Genomic DNA, 19,536 nt, shown 5'->3' with positions numbered 1-19,536 from the left:
AGCGTCGGGATCATGGAAACGGATCCCGCCGCAGCCCCGCTCCTCTCCACGCGCGCCATCGAGGCGCTGCAGAACATCGACCCCGCGACGCTCAGCGAGGTGCAGGCGTTCCGGGACGATTTCGCGCGGTTCATCATGCCGTACAAGTTCGGCATCGACGAGATCTCGACCAAGGTGAGCATCCTCCGCGAGGAGTTCGCCGAGCTCCACGACTACAACCCGATCGAGCACCTCTCGAGCCGCCTCAAGTCGCCCGAGAGCATCGAGCAGAAGGTCATCCGCAAGAACTGCGAGCCGAGCTTCGATGCGATCCGCGAGGCGATCACCGACATCGCCGGCATCCGGATCGTGTGCAGCTTCGTCTCCGACGTGTACCGGGTGTTCGACCTGCTGACCGCGCAGGACGACGTCCGGGTGCTGCGCGTGAAGGACTACATCGCGCATCCGAAGTCGAACGGGTACAAGAGCCTGCACGTGATCGTCGAGGTTCCCGTCTTCCTCAGCGACGGGCCGGTGCTGGTGCCGGTCGAGATCCAGCTGCGGACGGTCGCGATGGACTTCTGGGCCAGCCTCGAGCACAAGATCTACTACAAGTACGACGGCGAGGTGCCGGCCGGTCTGCTGCGCGATCTGACCGCAGCGGCAGGCACGGCCAGCCAGCTCGACCTCACGATGGAGGACCTGCACCGGCAGGTGCGCGGCGACGACCGGGGAACGGTCTACAGCCTCCCCGCGTCGCGCTGAGCGGTCAGTAGCCGACCACCCCGGTGAAGTCCGGCGTGCCGTCGGGACGCGCGGGGAGCGGCTGGCCGTTGATGTAGCGCGGCCATTCGAGCCGGAGTCCCGCGGAGGCGTCGAGGCGCGGGTAGGCGGAGGTGGGCGCCGCGGCGGCGGAGACGGGCGCCGCGGCGGAGGCGGGCGCGGCGGCGGGTGCCGGTGCCGCAACGGGCGTGGGCGGAGCGGTCGGCGTCCAGCCGGGAGCAGCAGCCGGCGCCGCGGGCGGCGCGAACGTCGGACCCTGGGCGGGAGCCTGCACGGGCGGCGGCGCGTACGGCATCGCGCCCGGACCGGCATAGGGCGCCGGTGCGGGGCGCACCGCCTTCGGCCCGAACAGCGAGTACGTGAGCGGGATGAGCACCGTGCCGAGCGCATCCAGAATGGCCACCACGGCCACTCCACGCCAGTACGTCTCGCCGAAGTCGACGTGCGTCCAGATCAGCGGCAGCGACAGCCCGGCGGTCAGCAACCCGACGAGCACGAGGGTCGCGACCGTCACCTTGCTCATGATCGGCCCGGTGAACCGGCGCTGCGTGTTCAGCACCAGGTGGATGTGGAGCAGGCCGATCCGCGTCACCAGCACGAGCAGGAACCAGGAGAACGGCTGCCACCACGGGTCGTAGCCGTCGGACCCGTACAGGCCGTCGACCGGCTGCACGTCCGGGACCCACACCTTCCACAGCCCGATCCCGAACAGGTACACCGACGTGACGACGCTGACCGCGCCGAACCACGGGGCCCGCCGCGCCGAGACGTCGGCGTCGTACCAGGAGATCAGGGCGAAGAAGACGAACAGGGCGATGGTGCCGATCAGCCGCCAGCAGGTGTCGTCGAACCGGCCGAGGATGACGGCGTAGACGCCGACGAGGGCGGCGGCGATCAGCGCGCCGATCACCACGCGGGGCAGCAGGTGCCGCACCCACGCGTACGGGTTCGGGGCGGACGAGGCGGTGCTCACGATGGAACCTCCACGGGTCGGGTGCTCGTCACGATACCGGTGGCCCAGCGGTGAGCTGAATCCGTGCGGCCACCCAAAAGGCCACCGTGCGGTCGCGGAGCCGCGCCGTTCACCGGCCGTTCCCCGCCACGCCCTACGCTGTGGCTATGACAGGTGCCGAACCCCGCGGCGTCGACGGCGACGCCCTGGTGACGACCGCGAGCCCGCTCTTCGCCGACAGCGCGACCGACCGCCGCATCCCCCGCGGGTGGGTGGTCGCCTGGGCGGCCTGGGACTGGGGCGGAGCCGCCTTCAACGCGGTCATCACGACCTTCGTGTTCACCGTCTACCTGACCAGCAGCCTCTTCGTCTCGCCGTCGATCGTGGCGGCTCGGGATGCCGAGGCCAGTACGTCAGGACCGGCGCATGCCGCGTACGACGCCGCTGTCGCCGTGCTGTCGAGTGGTCTGGCGTGGGGCGTCGGCATCGCCGGCGCGGTCGTGGCCCTGCTTGCTCCCGTGCTCGGCCAGCGCACGGACGGATCGGGACGTCGCAAGCTGTGGCTGGGGGTCAACACCGGCGTCGTGGTGCTGGTCACCGCATGCATGTTCTTCGTGGTCGGCGAGCCGTCGTACTTCCTGCTCGGCGTCGCGCTTGTGGCGATCGGGACGGTGTTCTACGAGATCGCGACCGTCAACTACAACGCGATGCTGGTGCAGGTGTCGACGCCGAAGACGGTCGGGCGCGTGAGCGGGTTCGGCTGGGGCGCCGGGTATCTGGGCGGCATCGTCCTGCTCCTCATCGTGTACTTCGGGATGGTGACGGGCTCGGGCGGTCTGCTGCATGTTCCGACCGAGGACGGCCTCAACATCCGCATCATCGCGCTGATCGCGGCGGCGTGGACGCTGATCTTCTCGCTCCCCGTCCTGTTCGTCGTGCCCGAGATCCCGCCGAACGCGCGCACCCCACGCGTGGGCTTCTTCCGGTCGTACGCGGTGCTCGTGCGCGACATCGGCAAGCTCTGGAAGGAGAGCCGGAACACCGTCCTCTTCCTGATCGCGTCCGCCCTGTTCCGGGACGGCCTGGTCGGCGTGTTCACGTTCGGCGGCATCCTCGCCCAGGGCACCTTCGGGTTCACCAGCGGACAGGTCATCATCTTCGCCATCGCGGCCAACGTCGTCGCCGGCGTCAGCACGCTGCTGTCCGGCCGGCTGGACGACCGCTTCGGCCCCAAGTCGGTCATCGTGACCTCGCTCATCGGACTGATCGTCGCCGGCCTGGCGGTGTTCTTCACGCACGACCTCGGCGCCGCCGCATTCTGGGTCGGCGGCCTCGTGCTCTGCCTCTTCGTCGGGCCGGCGCAGTCGGCCAGCCGCACGTTCCTCGCGCGGGTGACGCCGGCCGGGCGCGAGGGCGAGGTGTTCGGGCTCTACGCGACGACCGGTCGCGCGGTGTCGTTCCTGGCGCCGACGCTGTTCGCGGTGTTCGTGGCGGTCGGCGGAGCGCAGTACTGGGGCATCCTCGCGATCGTGCTCGTGCTGGCGGCGGGCCTCGCGCTGCTCCTGCCGGTGCGGGCGCCGCGCCGGTCCGCCGCCTGACGGGCGGGGCTCGGCTCATTCCACGACGGGGTCGCCCTCGTCGACGAAGACGGCGAGCGGCTCCCCCACCTCCACGATGTACGTCGAGAGCATCTCGCCGGTGCCCGGCCCCACATCCAGCGCGTTGTGCGGCGTGCCGGGCGGGATGAGGAACCCGTCGCCCGCGTTCAGGTGCAGCGTCGGCCGGTCGTGGATGCGCATCTCCACCGACCCGGCGAGGATGTATCCGACCTCCTCACCGGGGTGGATGTGCCAGCCCGACTCCACCCCCACCGGGATCTCGGTCAGCACCTGGACGATCTCGCGCCCAGGGATCGACGACGGCTGATGCTGCACCTCCGTGCGCCGCAGCTTGCCCGCCAGCGCATCCGACATCAGGAGACCGCTTTGAGCGCGCGGAGGATGTGGTCGGTCACGGCGCGCGGCTGCGAGATCATGATCACGTGCGAGCCCTCCAGCTCGATCGCATCGGCGCCCGCCCGCTCGGCCATCGAGCGGATCACATCGGCACCGGCCGCCTTGTCGCCCGCGGCGACGACCGCCCACGACGGGAGGTTCTTCCACGCGGGCGACCCCGTCTTCTCGGCGAAAGCGGCCGCGGCGACGGGCCGCTGCGACGCCCCGAGCACGGCCGACTGGTCCGGCGGCAGGTCACTGGCGAACGCCTCATGGAACCGTGCCGGGTCGACGTAGAGCTCTGGAGCGGGCTCGCCGTCGGTCGGATACGTCGCCGGCTTGAGCGCCGCGTTCAGCACGCTGTCCGTCGAGCCGGCCTCCACATCCCCGAGCGCCTCCCCCTCGTCCGGCGCGAACGCGGCGACGTAGACGAGGCCGCGCACGTTGGCGAGACCGGTCGTGGCGTTCGTGATCACGGCACCGCCGTAGGAGTGGCCGACGGCCAGCACCGGACCCTCGATCTGCTCGATCACGCTGCGGACGTAGGCGGCGTCGGCGGCCAGGCCGCGCAGCGGGTTCGCGGGCGCCTGCACCTTCACGCCCTCGGCGAGCAGCAGTTCGACCACCCCCGCCCAGCTGCCGGCGTCGGCGAAGGCGCCGTGCACGAGCACGACGGTGGGAGAGGAAGCGGCGTTATCGGTCATCGCGGGTCTCGTCTCTGAACTCGCCGGCCGCTCGACGACCATCGTCAGCGAAGCGAGGTGAGGCGGTTCATGCGACCGGGTGCGCCGTCGCCCGCGAGCCGGGAGGGCCCCAGGATAGGGAGCGGCCGGGGCGGCGGCAAGAGGATGCGGTCAGCTCTCAGCGTCCCTCTCGCCGGGGCGCGGCCACGCCCGCACGAAGCGGTCGAAGAGCTCGGCGAAGGTGCGTGCCTCCTCCGGCGTGAAGGCCGACAGCGCCGCCTCGACCGCGGAGCGGCGGTGCGACCGCAGCTCGGTCAGCTGAGCCTTTCCGGAGGTGGTGAGCTGGATGAGCGCACGCCGCGCGTCGGACGGGTCCGGCACCCGACGCACGAGTCCCCGCTCCACTCCCTCCTGCACCAGGCGGCTCGCGCGTGGCTGGTCGACGCCGATGGCCTCGGCCACGCCGCCCACCGACAGGCTGCGACCGTCGGCCTCTGCCCCCTCCAGCGCCTCGAGCATCCGCACCCGGGCGATGCGGCCGAGGGAGCCGTCGCGGCCCCGGCGTCCGGGACCGGGGCGCGCGGAGTCGCCGAAGGGCGCGCCGGCCGGTGCACCGGGACCGCCCGGCGCGGCCCCGGACCCGCCCGACCCGGGGGCGAAGGGACCGGCCCCGAACGGTCCTGCACCGAAGGGACCGCTGCCCCAGTGGCCGCCACGACCCCCGTGGTGCCCATGGCCGTGGGGCATTCCATCGGCCCACGGCGGGCGCCTCCGCGACTGGTCGCGGCGCACCGCGAGCAGTGCGTTCTCGACCATGGCGACGATGTCCGCCTCTGGCGGAATCGGCGGATCCTCTTGACGTCCATCGCTCATGCATGTAACTATACATTGACTTGTAACAGTACATACATCGAAAGGAGAGTCCACGATGACGAACATCGACGACTCCGCACAGACACCACCCGCACAGACGCCGCCCGGATACTGGTTCGGCGTGATCGAAGGCCGGCTGCACGACCGCATGCGCGACGCGCTGGCCGACCAGGGACTGCGCCGCGGAAGCTGGCGCATCCTCCACACGCTCGTCGACGGACCCGCGACTCCCGACGAGCTCGCCGCCCGGATGCCGCACGGCGGCCGAGGCGACCATGGCAACCGAGGCGACCGAGGCGACCGGCCGGAGAAGTCCGGCGGCCGTGAATTCGGGCGCGGCTACGGCCACGGCCATGGGTTCCGCCCGGGATGGCGCGGCCAGGAGCCGCGGGACGAGCGACCGGCCGGTCCCTCCCCCGAGCATGGCGGCGCACATGAGCACCACGGCGACGACCCCCGCGGCGACCAGCGCGGGCACCACGGCGACCACCACGGCCACGACCACCCGAACGCCTTCGAACGCGGGTACGAGCGCGGCTTCGACCGCGGGTTCGCCTTCGGCACCGTGCGCGCCGGCCACCCCTTCGCCGCCTACCCGCCGCACGTCGGCGGCCCCTTCCCCGGCGGATACCCGTTCCCGGGCCCCGCTCGCGACTTCGGCGGACCGTGGGGCCACCGCCACCACCCGTTCGACCGCGATCGCCGCGACGGACGTCGGGGCGCCCACCGCATCCACCGCGTCCTCGCCGAGTTCGTCGAGCGCGGCTGGGTCTGGTTCGACGGCGACCGCGCGACGCTGACCGACGAGGGACGCGCCGCTCACGACGAGGCCTTCACCCGCGTCCAGGCTGTGCGCACCGAGCTCGCGAACGGCATCTCGGAGCAGGACTACGCCACCACGATGAGCACGCTGGAGACCATGGCGCGCAACCTCGGCTGGCAGCCGGGACGCCCGGCCGGGTCGCAGGATGGCGCGCCTAGTATGGACGCATGACGCCACCCCGCGAAGAGGTCGTGCTGCTCGCCGAGGACGGCACGCCCATCGGCACGGCGGACAAGGCGACGGTGCACACGGAATCCACTCCGCTGCACCTCGCCTTCTCGTGCCACCTCTTCGATGGGGAGGGTCGCATCCTGGTCACCCGCCGCGCTCTGACGAAGAAGACGTGGCCCGGGGTCTGGACCAACTCGTTCTGCGGGCACCCCGGCCCCGGTGAGGCGATCGAGGATGCGGTCGTCCGGCGCGCGGAGCACGAGCTCGGCGCCCGCATCGACAACCTGACGATCGCGCTCCCGGATTTCCGCTACCGCGCGGTGGATGCGGCGGGAATCGTCGAGTACGAAGTGTGCCCGGTCTATACCGCGACCGTCGTCGGCGAGCTGTCGCCCGCCGCGAGCGAGGTCGCCGAGTGGGCGTGGGCCGACCCGCGCTCTCTGCTCTCGGCCGTCGGCGAGACGCCGTGGGCGTTCAGCCCCTGGCTGACCCTGCAGCTGCCCGCGCTGTACGCCGACCAGAGCCTCGAAGCTTCGGGCCAGCTGTGAGTCCTGCTCATATTTTCCACCTGTGAAATTGACTGTGGATAACTAGCGCGGCGTATGCCCGCGCGGGCATCCCTGATGGCACGAATCAGTTCGCCCAGACCCGGTCGACCGAGAGCGTCGGCACGAACACTCCGCCCGCGCGGTCATCCGGCCACTCCGGGAAGTCGAACACGGCGAGCATGAGCTGCAGCGGGTACTGCGGGGGCGCATCCAGTATTCGCACCACCCGGCCGTCCACCCGGAACGTCGCCTCGTCGCCGTCCCAGTGCGCTTCGTAGGCGTGCGGCTCGGTCACGTCGATCGGCAGCCGGATGCGCTCGAAGTCCTCGGCGAGGCGCGGGTCGCGGAACGCGTGGAAACCCATCCCGACCAGCGCTTCGTCCTCCTCGACGTCGCGGCCGAACACTTCCATCACGCACAGCTCCCCGCTGCGCTCCGGCTCGTCCTCGAAGCCGACCAGCCAGAGCGAGGCCATCGACCGCGGGCTGAGGTAGAGGGAGGCGCGCATGCCGACCGTGCCGCGGTCGACCAGGCAGCCGCGGAACTCCTCCTGCGCCTCCCGGACGCGCAGTCCGTCGCGGAATGGCTGCTGCCCGATGGTCGAACCGACCGGTCCGGAGAAGTTGCCGGTCTGCATCCCGGAGACCCGAAGCGGGGGCTGGTGCTCGTCCGGGCACCACAGGCCCTGATCCGGCGGGATGCTCAACTCCAGGCGGGAGTCGTGGATCAGGTAGCTCGCACGCGTCTCGGCGAGCGAGCTCCACGCGGGCAGGTAGTGCGGAAGCCAGACCGAGCGGTCGAGCTGCGGCGCGTCGAAGTCGTCGAACACCACGCCGGCCTCATCCCGTGCGGGTGGCGTCGATGTGCTGCTCGAGCCACCAGGTGCGGCCCTCGTCGTCGGAGACCCAGCCGTCCCACTCGAACGAGTCGTCGGTGATGTTGGAGAAGTTCCAGCGGATGGGGCGGCCATCGGTCTGTGTGCCGTCCTGCCGGATGCCGTCACGGCGGTAGGGCGTCGCGACCAGGGTGCAGAAGTCGCCGGCCGCCGCTCCGAACCAGCTGACCCGCCAGGCGCCGAGGGCCGTGTCGTACACGCGGACCGTCGAGCCGCGGCCGCGGGTGCCGTCCGGGTCGGTCTCGTCGCGGATGACGAGGACGTCCTGCACCGCCCGGCCGCCGAGCGTGTAGGCGAAGATCCACTCGTTGGTGGACTCGCCCCACACGCCGGTCTGCTCGTCGAGCAGCCGGACATCGGCGGTCCAGCTGCCGACCAGCCGGCCGAACAGGTGCATCCGCTGCGGGTTCTCCGGCATCGGACCCGAACTGATCAGGGCCCGTGCGAAGGCCGCGTCGGTGGTCTCGCTCATGGTGCCCCTCTCGGTCGGCGTGCGGGTCAGGCGGGACGACCCGCCTCGGTGGTGGAGACGTCGGTGCGGTGGAAGTTGAGGTACGACCGGGATGCCGTCGGCCCGCGCTGCCCCTGGTAGCGGGACGAGTACTCCGCCGATCCGTACGGCCGCTCGGCGGCGGACGACAGCCGGAAGAAGCACATCTGGCCGATCTTCATGCCCGGCCACAGCTTGATCGGAAGCGTAGCGACATTGCTGAGTTCCAGCGTCACGTGACCCGAGAACCCCGGGTCGATGAATCCGGCGGTGGAGTGGGTCAGCAGTCCCAGCCGGCCGAGCGAGCTCTTGCCCTCCAGGCGCGCCGCGACGTCGTCGGGCAGGCTCACCAGCTCGAACGTCGACCCGAGCACGAACTCGCCGGGGTGCAGGATGAACGGCTGGTCCGCATCCACCTCGACGAACCGCGTCAGCTCGGGCTGGTCTTCCGCCGGGTCGATGAAGGGGTACTTGTGGTTGTCGAACAGCCGGAAGAACCGGTCGAGCCGCACGTCGATGCTCGACGGCTGGACCATCTCCGCCTCGAACGGCTCCAGAGAGATCCGCCCGGCACCCAGCTCGGCCTTGATGTCGCGATCGGAGAGAAGCACGTGGCCAGCCTATCGGGTGGGCGTGGTCGCGCACCCGTCGTTCTCGGCTGTCCCTTCGTGTGTGCTCAGTCTCGGCGGAACCCCTGGGTCGCGTCGTCGTAGGTGGTGTGCGGGCGCTTGATGGGCCCCTGCACCGGCGGAGGGACGTCGGCACGCGCGAGGGCGTGGAGGACGAGCTCCTCCACCATCTTCGCGGCGGTCGTGTGCCGGTGCTGGGCGATGCGGACCAGGGCGGCGTACTCCGGTTCGCCGAGATGGATCTTCAACGGCATCCCACCCGGAACATAACCGGGACCGAGCGTGGTGGGTGCCGTGATGTCGGCTTCACTCATGGCCGAAGTGTGAACCTCCTGACGCGCCGCGGCTAGACAGCACCTGCCGCCGACCCTCCGCGGCCGGGACAAGTGGTGCATAGCCAGAAGTGCTGTCGGAGGCGCACCATTCGCCCAACAGGATCACTGGGAGGTGCGAGATGTCGGACGTCAGAACCACCGGCTGGATCGGCTGGGCTTATTTCGCGGCGGTCATGCTCTTCATCGGGGCGGCGATCGACTTGTTCTACGGGATCATGGCGATCATCGGCCCCAACACGGCCTACTTCGTCGGGTCCGGGGGCGGCGTGGCTTCGTTCAATGTGGCGGCGTGGGGGTGGTGGTCGCTCATCGTCGGCGTTCTGATGCTGCTCGCCGGCCTCTTCCTGCTCCAGGGGGCCACGTGGGCGCGCGTCGTCGTCGTGATCATCGCCGCGATCAGCGCCGTGTCTCATGTGATGTCGCTGCCGGCGCAGCCGTGGTGGTCGATCATCGCGATCGCCCTGGACGTGCTCGTGATCTACGCGGTCACGGTGCACGGCCGAGAACTGCGCCGTTAGCCGCCCGGAGGTGTCGCGTGAGCGCTGAGACGTACCGAGCCCTCTTCCTGCACCCGGATGAGGATGAGGACGATTTCAGCGCTCAGCTCCCCGTGGTGAGCGCCGCTCCGCCCGCGCTGATCCGGGCTGCGACGACCTTCGCGGGCGCCCAGGCGGTCGCGGTCTACCGGCTGGCGGAGGCGAGCGCGTGGCCGGAGGCGGCCGCATTCCTCTATGAGAAGACCATCCCGGGCACGGTGCCGGACGGCGAGCTGCTCGAGCAGGTCGAGACACCGGACGACTGAGCTCGTCAAGACGACCGAGTACGTCAAGAAAGGTGAAGGAAAAATGACCGATCAACCGTATGTGGCGATCGCCGCCCAGTACGCGAGCGAGGACGAGGCGGTGGCGGACTTCGACCGCCTCCACGCCCACTACAAGGAGCGCGGACATCACGCCTCGTTCGATGCGGCAGTGGTGGTGCGCGACAAGGAGGGCAAGGTCTCCATCCCGAAGCGGGACGACGGCGGCAAGCACCACGGTGGTCGGAAGGGCCTGGCCATCGGGCTCGCCGGCGGCCTGGTCGTCGCGCTGTTCCCAGCCGTCGCGCTCGGCGGCGCGCTCCTCGTGGGCGGCGGCTCGGGTGCGGGCATCGGCGCGCTCGCCGGCCACATCTCCAAGAAGTCGTCCGCGCAAGACCTCAAGGCGATCAGCGAGACCCTGCACGCGGGGAGTTCCGGGATCGTGGTCGTCGTCGACCCGAGCGAGGCGGGCGAGATCGAACGGCTGCTGACCAACGCGACCGGGATCACCAAGAGGGAGATCGCCGTCGACGAGGAGAAGCTGGAGAACGAGGTGCAGGACGCGGCGGACTGACGGTCGGCCGCGGGATCAGGCCTTCCGGCTGCGGCGACGCGCGACGCCGGCGAACACGCCCGCCGCGATCAGACCGAGCGCGAGGGACAGCGGGCCGGTGACGTTACCGGCGGTGACGTCACTGCCCGCATCCGCCAGCGTGCTCTGCGCATCCGTTGCGGCGGAGCCGTCGGTCGGGGTGGGCGGGGCGCTGCCGATCGGGGTACTGCCGACCGGCGTGGCGACGGCAGGGAACGTGACCGCAGCGACGTTGGACGGCGCGCTCGCCCCGGCGCTGCTGAGCGCGAACACACGATAGCGGTAGGTGTGGCCGGCGGTGACGCCGGTATCCGTGAAAGTGACAGCGGTGGACTGGGTGTCGCCGACGAGCGTGGTGAACGCGGCGCCGTCCGTGCTGCGCTCGATGCGGTAACCGGTGACCGCATCCCCGCCGTCGGAGGTGGGTGCGGTCCAGCTGAGCTCGGCGGTCACGCCGGCGGCTGTCGCGATCAGGTTCAGAGGAGCGTCGGCTGGAAGGGCGGCGACGACGAGCGTGTACGACTGCGTGGCCGTCGCCGGGATGCCGCTGACGGTGCTGCTCGCGGCGAGCGTGAACGTGTACGAGCCGACGGCTGTCGGCGTGCCGCTGAGGATGCCGCCGGCCAGCGAGAGTCCGGGAGGCAGCGCTCCCGCGCTCACGGAGAGCGTCGGCGCCGGGGATCCGGTGGTCGCGATGGCGGTCGAGTAAGACGAACCGATCGCGCCGCCCGGGACGGTCGCCGTGGTGATCGCGGGGAACGTGTCGATCCCGATCACGGAGACGGTGTCCGACGTGGTGTTCGCGACGTAGGCGAAGGCGCCGTCCGGCGAGATGGTGAAACTGCGCGGCGTCACGCCGACCGCGATCGTGGAGACGACCGCGTTCGTCGCCGTGTCGATCACCGAGACCGCGTTCGCGGTCGAGTCGGTCACGTAGAGCCGTGTGCCGTCGGGAGTGAGGGCGACATCGTACGCGCCGGGACCGGCGGGGATGGCGGCCGTGACGGTCCCCGTGGCGGTGTCGACCACTCGCACGAGGCCCACGTTGGCGCTCGCCACGTAGAGGGTGCTGCCGTCGGCCGAGATCGCGAAGCCGGTCGCGGCATCCGCGAACGCGCCGATCGCGACGGTTCCGGTCACCGTGTTCGTCGCCGTGCTGACGATGGAGATGTCGTGAGACGAAGGAGCGGTGTGCGAGACGTAGAGCCGGCTCCCGTCGGGCGACACGATCATCGACCGCGGCCCCGGCGCATCCACGATGCTGGTGACGAGCGTGTTGGTGGCGGTGTCGACGACCGACACAGCGGTCGACCCGTTTCCGCTGGAGTTGCTCACATACACGCGGGAGCCGTCCGGCGAGATCGCGATTCCCGCAGGCGACGACCCGACCGGGACGGACGCGACGGCCGCCCGCGTCGCGGTGTCGACGACGACGAGGACGTTCGCGGGGTTCGTCGACACGACGTACAGGCGTGATCCATCCGCCGAGATCGCGAGCCCGATGGGACCCGCGACCGGAATCGTCCCGAGCACCGTCAGGGTGGCGGTGTCGACGACGGACACCGTCCCGGCGTTCGTGTCGGACACGTACAGCCGCGAGCCGTCGGGCGACACCACCACGGTCGGCGTCGCCGAGGCCGTCGTGGAGGCGACCGGGATCGTGCTCACCACCGAGTCCGCCGCCGCTGCGATCGGCACGCCGACGCTCAACGTCACGGCGCCGACGACCACGGCCACAGCGGCACCCCAGCGCGCAGACACAGCCCGACCATCCATCTTGCGAGAGCGCACGCTCTTCCCCTCCGCCACGGAGCCGCGACGTCTCTGCGGATGCGAATCGACGTGCCGGTCCTCGGCGAGTCTCCCGGATGCCCCGAACGGAGCGCAACGGCGTCGTAGAGTTTTCACCCCGGCTTCACCCGCGGGCCGCCGGGTGGGGGCTCGGGCAGGTGAGGCCGGCCGGGGGAGCCGGCCTCACCCTGCCGCTAGGCGGCTTCCGACCTGTTCAGGCGGCGGATCAGAAGGAACGCGGCCCCGCCCACGATGAGCATCAGGGCGATTCCCCCGGTCCACCCGGCGATGCTGCTGCCGGTCGACGCCAGTCCGGCCGCCACGACGGCCACTTCCTGCACCGTCGCGGTCGACGGGTCCGAGCTCAGCGGGTCGCCGTTGGGCAGCGTGCCCGTCGCGGTGGCGGTGTTGCTCAGTGTGCCGCCGGTGAGGTCGGCGGCCACCACCGTGTACGTCGCCGTGCAGGTGAGCGAGTCACCGGGCCGGAGCGTCGAGCCGCTCGGGCACGTGACCTTCGACAGGGTCCCGTGACCGGTGAAGGCACCCTCCTTCACGCTGGGCTGCGTGATGGTGATGTTCCCGATGTTGGTCACCGTGAAGGTGTAGGTCACGATCTGACCGACCGCAGTGGCCTTGTTCGTGTCGGCCGTCTTCACGAGGGCGAGAGCCGGGTGCGGATCGGTCGTCACGGTCGAGGTCGACGGCGGCACCGGCGGCAGGTCGGTGCCCGGAGGCGGGGTGCCGATCGCGGTGGCGGTGTTCGTCAGCTTGCCGGCATCCACATCCGCCTGGGTCAGCGTGTAGTCCGCCGTGCAGGTGAAGGTGTCACCGGGGGCGAGACTGGCCGATCCCTGCGGGCAGTCGATCGCTGAGAGCGTCCCCGTACCGGAGAAGGAGCCCTCCGACACCTGCGGATCCGTGATGGTCACGTTGCCGGTGTTCTTCACCACGAACGTGTACGTGATGGTCTGACCGACCGCCGCGGCCTGCACGTTCGCCGTCTTCACGATGGAGAGGGTGGGCGCACGGGGGATGGTGATGTCCACCGGGTTCGACGGCACCGGCGGCACCGGGTCGCCGGTGGGCGGAGTGCCCGTCACCGTCGCGCTGTTGGTCAGCGTGCCGGTGTCGACGTCGGCCTGGGTGACCGTGTAGTCCGCGGTGCAGGTCTCGACCTGGCCGGCCACCAGGGTGGTCGTGGGGCAGTCGATCGCCCCGAGCGTCCCCGTTCCGGAGAAGTCCGAGTCGTCGACCACGACGCCGTGCAGGGTGACGTTGCCGGTGTTCTTCACGACGAACGAGTAGGTGATCTGCTGGCCCGCGGCGGTGACGGTGCCGGGGGTCGCCGACTTGACGATGCTGAGCCCGGGAGCCGGCACCTGCGGAATGGTCACCGTGGACGGCTCCGAGGGCACCTCGACGGTGGACCCCTGCGGGGTTCCCGTGGCCGTGGCGGTGTTCTGCAGGGAGCCCGCGTCGACGTCCGCCTGCGTCAGCGTGTAGCTGGTCGTGCAGATCTCCTGTTCTCCCGGTGCGAGCGTCGCCACCGGGCAGGTCGCTGCCGGAAGAGATCCCGTGCCTGAGAAGGCCGTCTCGTCGATCGCGATGCCGTTCATCGTGATGTTGCCGGTGTTCGTCACCACGAAGTTGTAGGCGATCACCTGACCCGGCTGGTAGGAGCCGGCATCGGACGGGTCGGCCGACTTGACGAGCGACAGAGCCGGCGCCGCAACCTCGGCCGGGGTGGAGGTCGACGACGGGCTGGACGTGACGGTCTCGCCCGCGGGCGAGGTCCCCGTGACGGTCGCGGTGTTGTCGACGGATCCCGCCTGCGCGTCCGCCGCCGTGACGGTGTACGGGTCCGCGGCGGTGCACAGCTGCGACGCACCCGGAGCGAGGGTGCTCGACGGGCAATCGATGGCCGGAACCTTCGAGTCGTTCACGACGATGCCGCTGACCGGCACGTCGCCGGTGTTGGTGACGGTGAAGGTGTACTGGATGGTGTCACCGGTGTCCGTGATGCCGTTGCCGTTCACATCCACCGGCGTCGCCGCGTGCTTCATCAGCGACAGCGCAGGCGCCTCGAAGGTGACGGTCGCGTTGCCCGGCTTGTCGAGTCCGGTGGTCGTCACGTTGTCGGGGCCGTTGGTGAAGGAGCCGATGGATGCGGACGTCACGTTGACCGTGACCGTGCACGACGCCATGCCCGCCGCCAGGTTGCCGGTGACGCCGACCGTCCCGCTGCCCGGAGCCGCGGTCACGCTGCCGCTCGGGCAGGTGGTGGCGGCGCTGGAGGGGGAGGCGACGGTGAGCCCGCTGGGCAGCGCGTCGGTGAACGACCAGCCGTTCTTGGCCGCCAGGTCGCTCGTGTTCGTGACGGTGAACGTCAGGGTCGAGACACCGCCGGTCGGCGCGATCGCCGGGCTGAACGACTTGTCGAGCTGCGGGGTCACATCCAGGATCCGGATGTTGTCGAAACCGCCGTCGTTGCCGCGGCTGCCCGGAACGGTCTGCTCATTCCGCATGACGATCCCGATGCCCTGGCCGGTGGCCAGGTACGAGCCGTTGGCCGCGAAGGACCCGGCACGGTAGACGCCGCCGCCGACCGCGGCACCCGAGGCGTCGGTGCTGGCGGGCGTCGTGAAGTTCTGGCCGCCGGGTGCGGTGCAGGGGTTGATCGCGCTCTGGCTGACCGGAACCTCGGCCCCCGCATCGGTGCGGTAGTAGAAGCGCAGCAGCGGCGGGCTATTGCTGCACTGCGCGGCCGCGTCGACGGAGAACGTCAGGAAGCGTCCGCTGGCCGAGGGAAGTGCGATCTGGCTCGTGGTCGCGAGCTCGATCTCGTTCGGGTGAGAGGTGTCATCGGGAGTCAGGAATGTGCCGGTGAAGGTCGACACGGCCTTGTTCGCCGCCGGGTTCGCCGCGCCGGCCAGCTGACCGAGGGCGTAGGAGACCTGCCGGATCTGGGCCTGCGACTGCGGGGCGCCGGTTGCACCGCAGACCGGGTCGTTGGCGTCATTGAATGCGGTGATCGTGCCGTTGCAGGCCGCCTGGGACAGCCAGTACGGGGAGGCGGTGTACCGCATCCCGCCGGTCCCGACGTAGTTGTTGAGACGCGACGGCTGTCCGACGGGAGAGTTGCTGAAACCCTCACTCCAGAGCGTCGTCGGGGCTCCGGGGGTGCCCGGCGAACCGGGAGCGGCCGATGCGGAGGGCGCCGCGATCAGCATCCCGCCCGCGGCGATCGCCAGCGTGAGCCCGGACACGACCAGGGCGGCGACGGATCGGATCCTCCGGGACCGCAGTCCCCCGATTGCGGTACCGGCACGGCCATCCGTCCGTGCACGCCGACGTCGATTGAACGGTTGCAGTCTCAAGCCCATCCCCTAGCTGCTCACATCGAGTGCTCCCGGTCGGAGGGGCACTCGATGAACGTGTGTCTGCCGGGTGTCGAAACGTCCCCGGCAATTGCACAGCCTGGCGGAGCAGAGGGGACGGTTGGCCGTTTTTCACCCCGTAATCACCCTTGCCTCGGGCATCTGTGGGGGGCGGCCTGGCCGCTGGGCCGCGAATCGGGCGCCTGGCATGATCGTGGCATGGCCGGATCCACCTTCGAGGAGCTGATCGCCCTCGGCGAGAGCGCCGATGTCACGGGATGGGACTTCTCGTGGCTCGACGGGCGTGCCGCCGAGGAGCGCCCACCGTGGGGCTATGCGCGTCGTCTTGCCGAACGGATGGCGCACGCGCGGGCGTCGCTCGACATCCAGACCGGGGGTGGCGAGGTGCTGGCGCAGGCTGGTTCTTTCCCCCCGACGGCCGTCGCCACCGAGTCGTGGCCACCCAACGTCGTCAAGGCGACGCGCCTCCTGCATCCCCTCGGCGTCGTCGTCGTGCACGACCCCGATGAGCCGCCGCTTCCCTTCGCCGACGACGCGTTCGACCTGGTCACCAGCCGCCACCCCGCGACGATCTGGTGGGAGGAGATCGCTCGAGTGCTGGCGCCGGGCGGCACCTACTTCGCGCAGCACGTCGGGCCGGCCAGCGCCTTCGAACTCATCGAGTTCTTCCTCGGCCCATTGCCCGACGCGCGCCGCGGTCGGCACCCGGACGACGAGACGGCGGCCGCGCGGCGAGCCGGTCTCGAGATCGTCGACCTGCAAACGGCGCGCACGCGGATAGAGATCTTCGACATCGCCGCGGTCGTCTACCTGCTCCGCAAGGTCATCTGGTGGGTCCCCGGCTTCACCGTCGACGCCTACCGGGACCGACTGCGCGAACTCGATGAGGTGATCCGGCGCGACGGCGTGTTCGTCACGTACTCGAGCCGGCACCTCATCGAGGCGCGCAAGGGGTGAGGAGACGCGGCCGGGGCTTGGCCGGGTTTGGCCAAAAACCGTCGACCGGGTAGTCTGGGCGGCAGCCTCACATCCCAGTGATTTACTGGGATTCGCGGGCCGCGCGAGTGTAGTTCAATGGTAGAACCTCAGCTTCCCAAGCTGATAGCGCGGGTTCGATTCCCGTCACTCGCTCCAGTTCCTCAGACCGCCGGTGCCAGCGTCCGACCGTAGAAGACGGCCAGGCGCTCCACGGCGGTCGCCACATACGGGTCGCGGTCGTACAGGTCGACGTGGCTCGCTCCGTCCACCCAGACGAGCTCCTTCGGGCCGACCGCGCGCTGGAAGGCGTCGATCCCCATCCAGGCGGTGACCGCCCGCGAGCCCATGACCATGAGGAGGGGACGGTCGCCGATCAGCGGCACCTGGGTGAACGCGTCGAAGGTGGCGAGCTTGTCGACGCTCGACCAGTCGAACGTCCGGGCGGCGCGGTCGTGTGCGGCGCGCGGAGTGCAGTAGTAGTCGAAGCCCTCGGCGCCGTGCTCGCCTCCAGCGGCGCGCGCCTGCTCGATCGTCTCCGGGAACAGCGGGATGCCGGCGACATCCTCCCCCGCGGCCTGCGCCGTGCGTGCGGCGGCCGCCGCATCCAGCATGCCCTGGAACACCGCCGGATCCTGGGCGCCGTCGGCGCCGTACCGGAACTGACGGGCGACGTCGGCGGGCGAGACGGTGGCGAGCGCCCGGATGCGGTGGTCGCTGGCGGTCGCCGCGAGCGAGTATCCGCCTGAAGCGCAGATGCCGAGCAGACCGATGCGTTGGGGATCGACGAGGTCGAGGGTCGTCAGGTAGGACACCGCCGCCTTCATGTCCTCGATGCGCTGGCCGGGATCCTCCAGACCGCGCGGGGTTCCGCCGCTCGCCCCCTGGTAGGCCGCGTCGTAGGCGATCGTCACGAAGCCTGCATCCGCCAGCCGCGATGCGTACAGGCCCGAGGCCTGCTCCTTCACCCCGGAACCGGGATGCCCGACGACGAGAGCCGGCGAACCGGCGACGGCTCCGTCCGGAACATAGAGGTGGGCGGCGAGGGGGATGCCTGCGCTCTCGAAGGTGACGTCGGTTCGTGTGGTCATGGTGGGTCCGTTCTCGATGGGGTTCCGTGCGGCGGCTGCCGCGACGGATCCCATGCTGTTGCGCCGCCGAGTCAGGGGTAAGCAGCAGGAATCTGCCGGGGAAGAATCCTTCCCTCCCACACGATCGCTCCGGACGGGAGACTGAATCCATGAGTGATTCGGCGGAGCTCCACGAGCTCGGGGCGTTCTTGAAGGCGTGCCGCGCGCGGCTGCGGCCCGAGGACGTCGGCCTTCCGGAGACGGGAGGTCATCGACGCGTCGCGGGACTCCGGCGGGAGGAGGCGGCTGCGCTCGCGTCGATCAGCGTCGATTACTACACGCGACTGGAGCAGGGACGCGTCCAAGCCTCCGCGGCGGTGCTCGGCGTGCTGGCACGCGCGCTCCGAATGGATGACGACCAGCGCGCCTACCTCTACGAGGTCGCGCACAAGGCCGATGCAGCCCCTCGGCGGCGAAGGAGCCGCCAGACAGTGCGACCGGCGATGCGGCGACTGCTCGAGCAGCTGACCGACACCCCCGCACTCGTGCTCGGACGCCGCCTCGACGTGCTGCAGTGGAACCGTGCGGCCGCAGCGCTGTTCACGGACTTCGGCGCCGTACCCGCGCCCCAGCGCAACTACCTGCGGCTGCTCTTCCTGCATCCCGGTGTCCGCGCCATGCACCTCGACTGGGACCACGACGCCCGCGATGCGGTCGCCGCCCTGCGGATGGAGGCCGCGACAGATCCCGACGACCCGGAACTCGCCGCGCTGGTCGGGGAGCTGTCGCTCCGCGACGCCGACTTCCGCACCTGGTGGGCCGAACGGCACGTCAACTCGGCGACCTACGGGACGAAGCACTACCAACATCCCACGGTCGGCGAGCTCACCCTCGACTGCGACACGTGGCAGAGTCCCGACGGCAGCGGCCAACGCCTGATGGTGCTGACCGCAGAGAACGGCAGCCCGTCCAGCGACGGGCTGCGCATCCTGACGTCCTGGAGTGAGCCGGCCCGCGCCGAGCTGACCGCCGAGGAAGAGTCCCGGCGGTGACATTCGGCTGCTCAAAATAACTGGTTTGACAGGTTATGCGACCGCATGAGAGGGTCATAACCGTTCTAAACAGTTATTCATCGAAAGGCTCTGCACATGGAACTCAAGCTCGAGATCGTGGTCATCCCCGTCGCCGACACCGACCGCGCGAAGGACTTCTACGAGGGGATCGGCTTCCGCCTCGACGCCGACTTCTCCACCGACAAGGGGCTGCGGGTCGTTCAGGTGACTCCCCCAGGGTCGGCGGCATCCGTCATCTTCGGCGACCACCTCACCACGGCCGAGCCCGGTACGGCGCAGGGCCTGCACCTGATCACTCCGGACATCGTCGAGGCGCGCAACACGCTCATCGAGCGCGGAGTCGCGGTCAGCGAGCTCTGGCACGACGCTGACGGCATCTTCCACTGGGCCGACGAGACGAACCGGGTCCCCGGTCCCCACCCGGCGACAGACAGCTACGGCACGTACGCGTCATTCAGCGATCCCGACGGCAACAGCTGGACCATCCAGCAGATCGTGACGCGAGCCCCTGGCCGCTGAGGCAAGGAGGCCAGAGGTCGGGCCGGCGGGCCGGCGGGCTTTGGTAGCATGCCATGGTGCTGATTGACGAGATCGACAGAGCGTAGCCACCGGTCACCGGTGGCTTCTGCAAACGCCACCGCGCGGCCGACTGCGTTCCGATTCGTCCGCTCTCTCTCGTCAAG

21 protein-coding genes and 1 tRNA gene are annotated in these 19,536 nt (G+C 70.2%); 11 read left to right on the top strand and 11 right to left on the bottom strand.

Annotated elements, in window-relative coordinates; all coding sequences use genetic code 11:
* Positions 1-12: 12 nt before the first annotated feature.
* Positions 13-744: a GTP pyrophosphokinase family protein gene (locus tag AXZ95_RS12605; RefSeq protein WP_018192455.1), complete on the top strand. Its 732-nt coding sequence runs from the start codon at positions 13-15 to the stop codon at positions 742-744.
* Positions 745-748: 4 nt separating this feature from the next.
* Here the strand turns inward: AXZ95_RS12605 and AXZ95_RS19710 are convergent, their stop codons facing one another.
* The gene (locus AXZ95_RS19710) at positions 749-1,735 is read right to left on the bottom strand and encodes a hypothetical protein (RefSeq protein WP_026307316.1); all 987 of its coding nucleotides are present in this window, start codon (positions 1,733-1,735) and stop codon (positions 749-751) included.
* Between the two features lie 146 nt (positions 1,736-1,881).
* Here AXZ95_RS19710 and AXZ95_RS12595 point away from each other — a divergent pair, with 146 nt between their 5' ends.
* A complete protein-coding gene (locus AXZ95_RS12595; RefSeq protein ID WP_018192456.1) occupies positions 1,882-3,312 on the top strand; it encodes an MFS transporter in 1,431 nt (476 codons plus the stop codon).
* 15 nt (positions 3,313-3,327) lie between these two features.
* Here AXZ95_RS12595 and AXZ95_RS12590 read toward each other — a convergent pair whose 3' ends face one another.
* From AXZ95_RS12590 to AXZ95_RS12580, 3 genes are all read right to left on the bottom strand, one after another.
* Positions 3,328-3,687: a cupin domain-containing protein gene (locus AXZ95_RS12590; protein ID WP_018192457.1), complete on the bottom strand. Its 360-nt coding sequence runs from the start codon at positions 3,685-3,687 to the stop codon at positions 3,328-3,330.
* On the bottom strand, positions 3,687-4,412 hold the full coding sequence (locus tag AXZ95_RS12585; RefSeq protein ID WP_018192458.1) for an alpha/beta hydrolase: 726 nt from the start codon (positions 4,410-4,412) through the stop codon (positions 3,687-3,689). The genes AXZ95_RS12590 and AXZ95_RS12585 overlap by 1 nt, the downstream gene beginning before the upstream one ends.
* A gap of 150 nt (positions 4,413-4,562) precedes the next feature.
* Entirely contained in the window at positions 4,563-5,264 is a 702-nt protein-coding gene (locus tag AXZ95_RS12580) for a MarR family winged helix-turn-helix transcriptional regulator (RefSeq protein WP_231374500.1), read from the bottom strand.
* A 55-nt stretch (positions 5,265-5,319) separates the two neighbouring features.
* Here AXZ95_RS12580 and AXZ95_RS12575 point away from each other — a divergent pair, with 55 nt between their 5' ends.
* Both AXZ95_RS12575 and idi read left to right on the top strand, forming a co-directional pair.
* Complete coding sequence (locus AXZ95_RS12575) at positions 5,320-6,258, top strand: MarR family winged helix-turn-helix transcriptional regulator (protein ID WP_051087309.1); 939 nt, start codon at positions 5,320-5,322, stop codon at positions 6,256-6,258.
* Positions 6,255-6,806 carry an isopentenyl-diphosphate Delta-isomerase gene (gene idi / locus AXZ95_RS12570; RefSeq protein WP_018192460.1) on the top strand — a complete coding sequence of 184 codons (552 nt, stop codon included), beginning with the start codon at positions 6,255-6,257 and terminating at the stop codon, positions 6,804-6,806. Before AXZ95_RS12575 ends, idi begins: the two co-directional genes overlap by 4 nt.
* Positions 6,807-6,891: 85 nt before the next feature.
* Here the strand turns inward: idi and AXZ95_RS12565 are convergent, their stop codons facing one another.
* The 4 genes from AXZ95_RS12565 to AXZ95_RS12550 form a co-directional block, all read right to left on the bottom strand.
* Positions 6,892-7,638 carry a glycoside hydrolase family 16 protein gene (locus AXZ95_RS12565; RefSeq protein WP_018192461.1) on the bottom strand — a complete coding sequence of 249 codons (747 nt, stop codon included), beginning with the start codon at positions 7,636-7,638 and terminating at the stop codon, positions 6,892-6,894.
* Positions 7,639-7,645: 7 nt separating this feature from the next.
* Positions 7,646-8,173 (bottom strand): hypothetical protein, encoded by a 528-nt coding sequence (locus AXZ95_RS12560; protein WP_018192462.1) that lies wholly within the window; start codon positions 8,171-8,173, stop codon positions 7,646-7,648.
* Positions 8,174-8,199: 26 nt separating this feature from the next.
* On the bottom strand, positions 8,200-8,802 hold the full coding sequence (dcd, locus tag AXZ95_RS12555; protein ID WP_018192463.1) for a dCTP deaminase: 603 nt from the start codon (positions 8,800-8,802) through the stop codon (positions 8,200-8,202).
* Between the two features lie 65 nt (positions 8,803-8,867).
* Positions 8,868-9,134 (bottom strand): hypothetical protein, encoded by a 267-nt coding sequence (locus tag AXZ95_RS12550; RefSeq protein WP_018192464.1) that lies wholly within the window; start codon positions 9,132-9,134, stop codon positions 8,868-8,870.
* Positions 9,135-9,274: 140 nt separating this feature from the next.
* Between AXZ95_RS12550 and AXZ95_RS12545 the strand changes: the two genes are divergently transcribed.
* Genes AXZ95_RS12545 through AXZ95_RS12535 form a run of 3 tightly spaced genes read left to right on the top strand, consistent with a single transcriptional unit; the run spans position 9,275 to position 10,528 of the window.
* Positions 9,275-9,673 (top strand): hypothetical protein, encoded by a 399-nt coding sequence (locus AXZ95_RS12545; protein ID WP_018192465.1) that lies wholly within the window; start codon positions 9,275-9,277, stop codon positions 9,671-9,673.
* A gap of 17 nt (positions 9,674-9,690) precedes the next feature.
* Entirely contained in the window at positions 9,691-9,957 is a 267-nt protein-coding gene (locus AXZ95_RS12540; RefSeq protein ID WP_018192466.1) for a hypothetical protein, read from the top strand.
* A 43-nt stretch (positions 9,958-10,000) separates the two neighbouring features.
* The gene (locus tag AXZ95_RS12535) at positions 10,001-10,528 is read left to right on the top strand and encodes a DUF1269 domain-containing protein (protein ID WP_018192467.1); all 528 of its coding nucleotides are present in this window, start codon (positions 10,001-10,003) and stop codon (positions 10,526-10,528) included.
* 15 nt (positions 10,529-10,543) lie between these two features.
* Here the strand turns inward: AXZ95_RS12535 and AXZ95_RS12530 are convergent, their stop codons facing one another.
* On the bottom strand, positions 10,544-12,307 hold the full coding sequence (locus AXZ95_RS12530) for a beta-propeller fold lactonase family protein (RefSeq protein ID WP_026307317.1): 1,764 nt from the start codon (positions 12,305-12,307) through the stop codon (positions 10,544-10,546).
* A 224-nt stretch (positions 12,308-12,531) separates the two neighbouring features.
* The gene (locus AXZ95_RS12525) at positions 12,532-15,603 is read right to left on the bottom strand and encodes a DUF11 domain-containing protein (protein ID WP_020487545.1); all 3,072 of its coding nucleotides are present in this window, start codon (positions 15,601-15,603) and stop codon (positions 12,532-12,534) included.
* 330 nt (positions 15,604-15,933) lie between these two features.
* On the opposite strand from AXZ95_RS12525, the gene AXZ95_RS12520 reads away from it, so the two are divergent.
* Together AXZ95_RS12520 and AXZ95_RS12515 are read left to right on the top strand one after the other, a co-directional pair.
* Complete coding sequence (locus AXZ95_RS12520; protein WP_018192469.1) at positions 15,934-16,692, top strand: class I SAM-dependent methyltransferase; 759 nt, start codon at positions 15,934-15,936, stop codon at positions 16,690-16,692.
* Positions 16,693-16,795: 103 nt separating this feature from the next.
* Positions 16,796-16,869 (top strand) — tRNA-Gly (locus AXZ95_RS12515).
* A gap of 5 nt (positions 16,870-16,874) precedes the next feature.
* On the opposite strand, the gene AXZ95_RS12510 is transcribed toward AXZ95_RS12515, so the two are convergent.
* Positions 16,875-17,801, bottom strand: coding sequence for an alpha/beta hydrolase (locus tag AXZ95_RS12510; RefSeq protein ID WP_043742633.1), 927 nt, complete (start codon positions 17,799-17,801; stop codon positions 16,875-16,877).
* Positions 17,802-17,950: 149 nt separating this feature from the next.
* Between AXZ95_RS12510 and AXZ95_RS12505 the strand changes: the two genes are divergently transcribed.
* Both AXZ95_RS12505 and AXZ95_RS12500 read left to right on the top strand, forming a co-directional pair.
* On the top strand, positions 17,951-18,832 hold the full coding sequence (locus AXZ95_RS12505) for a helix-turn-helix transcriptional regulator (RefSeq protein WP_018192471.1): 882 nt from the start codon (positions 17,951-17,953) through the stop codon (positions 18,830-18,832).
* Between the two features lie 96 nt (positions 18,833-18,928).
* Positions 18,929-19,372 carry a VOC family protein gene (locus AXZ95_RS12500; protein ID WP_018192472.1) on the top strand — a complete coding sequence of 148 codons (444 nt, stop codon included), beginning with the start codon at positions 18,929-18,931 and terminating at the stop codon, positions 19,370-19,372.
* The last annotated feature ends 164 nt before the right edge of the window (positions 19,373-19,536 follow it).

Origin of the sequence: Leifsonia sp. 115AMFTsu3.1 (assembly GCF_004362795.1) — a bacterium.
Classification (GTDB): Bacteria; Actinomycetota; Actinomycetes; order Actinomycetales; family Microbacteriaceae; genus Leifsonia.
This window is presented reverse-complemented; position numbering and strand designations above follow the sequence as displayed.

Bases quoted from the DNA above. Each gene is read 5' to 3' on its own strand.
- AXZ95_RS12605 (WP_018192455.1), top strand. From the start codon at position 13: ATGGAAACGGATCCCGCCGCAGCCCCGCTCCTCTCCACGCGCGCCATC.
- AXZ95_RS12595 (WP_018192456.1), top strand. From the start codon at position 1,882: ATGACAGGTGCCGAACCCCGCGGCGTCGACGGCGACGCCCTGGTGACG.
- AXZ95_RS12590 (WP_018192457.1), bottom strand. From the start codon at position 3,687: ATGTCGGATGCGCTGGCGGGCAAGCTGCGGCGCACGGAGGTGCAGCAT.
- AXZ95_RS12585 (WP_018192458.1), bottom strand. From the start codon at position 4,412: ATGACCGATAACGCCGCTTCCTCTCCCACCGTCGTGCTCGTGCACGGC.
- AXZ95_RS12580 (WP_231374500.1), bottom strand. From the start codon at position 5,264: ATGAGCGATGGACGTCAAGAGGATCCGCCGATTCCGCCAGAGGCGGAC.
- AXZ95_RS12575 (WP_051087309.1), top strand. From the start codon at position 5,320: ATGACGAACATCGACGACTCCGCACAGACACCACCCGCACAGACGCCG.
- idi (WP_018192460.1), top strand. From the start codon at position 6,255: ATGACGCCACCCCGCGAAGAGGTCGTGCTGCTCGCCGAGGACGGCACG.
- AXZ95_RS12560 (WP_018192462.1), bottom strand. From the start codon at position 8,173: ATGAGCGAGACCACCGACGCGGCCTTCGCACGGGCCCTGATCAGTTCG.
- AXZ95_RS12550 (WP_018192464.1), bottom strand. From the start codon at position 9,134: ATGAGTGAAGCCGACATCACGGCACCCACCACGCTCGGTCCCGGTTAT.
- AXZ95_RS12545 (WP_018192465.1), top strand. From the start codon at position 9,275: ATGTCGGACGTCAGAACCACCGGCTGGATCGGCTGGGCTTATTTCGCG.
- AXZ95_RS12535 (WP_018192467.1), top strand. From the start codon at position 10,001: ATGACCGATCAACCGTATGTGGCGATCGCCGCCCAGTACGCGAGCGAG.
- AXZ95_RS12520 (WP_018192469.1), top strand. From the start codon at position 15,934: ATGGCCGGATCCACCTTCGAGGAGCTGATCGCCCTCGGCGAGAGCGCC.
- AXZ95_RS12510 (WP_043742633.1), bottom strand. From the start codon at position 17,801: ATGACCACACGAACCGACGTCACCTTCGAGAGCGCAGGCATCCCCCTC.
- AXZ95_RS12505 (WP_018192471.1), top strand. From the start codon at position 17,951: ATGAGTGATTCGGCGGAGCTCCACGAGCTCGGGGCGTTCTTGAAGGCG.
- AXZ95_RS12500 (WP_018192472.1), top strand. From the start codon at position 18,929: ATGGAACTCAAGCTCGAGATCGTGGTCATCCCCGTCGCCGACACCGAC.